Genomic DNA, 482 nt, shown 5'->3' on the forward strand with positions numbered 1-482 from the left:
GCGGGGCGAGAGCAGTCCCACGGCCGTCGTGCTCGGCAAGCTGTCCGCCGCGTTCCGGCTCAGTGTCTCCTCGCTCCTGGCACTCGCCGAGGGCGAACCACAGGGGCCGGACGGCGCGGGCGCGGTGCGCCGGCACGACGAGGCGAGCGAGTGGCGCGACCCGGACACCGGCTACCGGCGCCGTCCGGCCCCTGTGGTTCGCCCTCGGCGAGTGCCAGGAGCGAGGAGACACTGAGCCGGAACGCGGCGGACAGCTTGCCGAGCACGACGGCCGTGGGACTGCTCTCGCCCCGCTCGATCCGGTGGATCATGGCCCGCGAGACCCCGGAGGCCTCGGCCAGCCCGTTGAGGGTCCAGCCGCGCCGCTCGCGCTCGGTGCGCACGCGGACGGCGATCCGCTCCACCAGGGGATCTACTATGTTGGACATGGTGCCAATATATGAGAAGCGTGAGGTGGTGCGGGTCCGTCCGGCGACGACGGC

At 72.8% G+C, this 482-nt stretch carries 2 pseudogenes; one reads left to right on the plus strand and one right to left on the minus strand.

The features are described from left to right. Positions 1–235, plus strand: a pseudogene (locus BZL64_RS40645) (LacI family transcriptional regulator); the annotation flags it as partial. A 49-nt stretch (positions 236–284) separates the two neighbouring features. Here the strand turns inward: BZL64_RS40645 and BZL64_RS24590 are convergent. Then, positions 285–428 (minus strand): annotated as a pseudogene (locus BZL64_RS24590) (helix-turn-helix domain-containing protein); the annotation flags it as partial. Positions 429–482 lie beyond the last annotated feature (54 nt).

The sequence above is a fragment of the Streptomyces bobili genome (assembly GCF_002154575.1).
Classification (GTDB): Bacteria; Actinomycetota; Actinomycetes; order Streptomycetales; family Streptomycetaceae; genus Streptomyces; species Streptomyces bobili.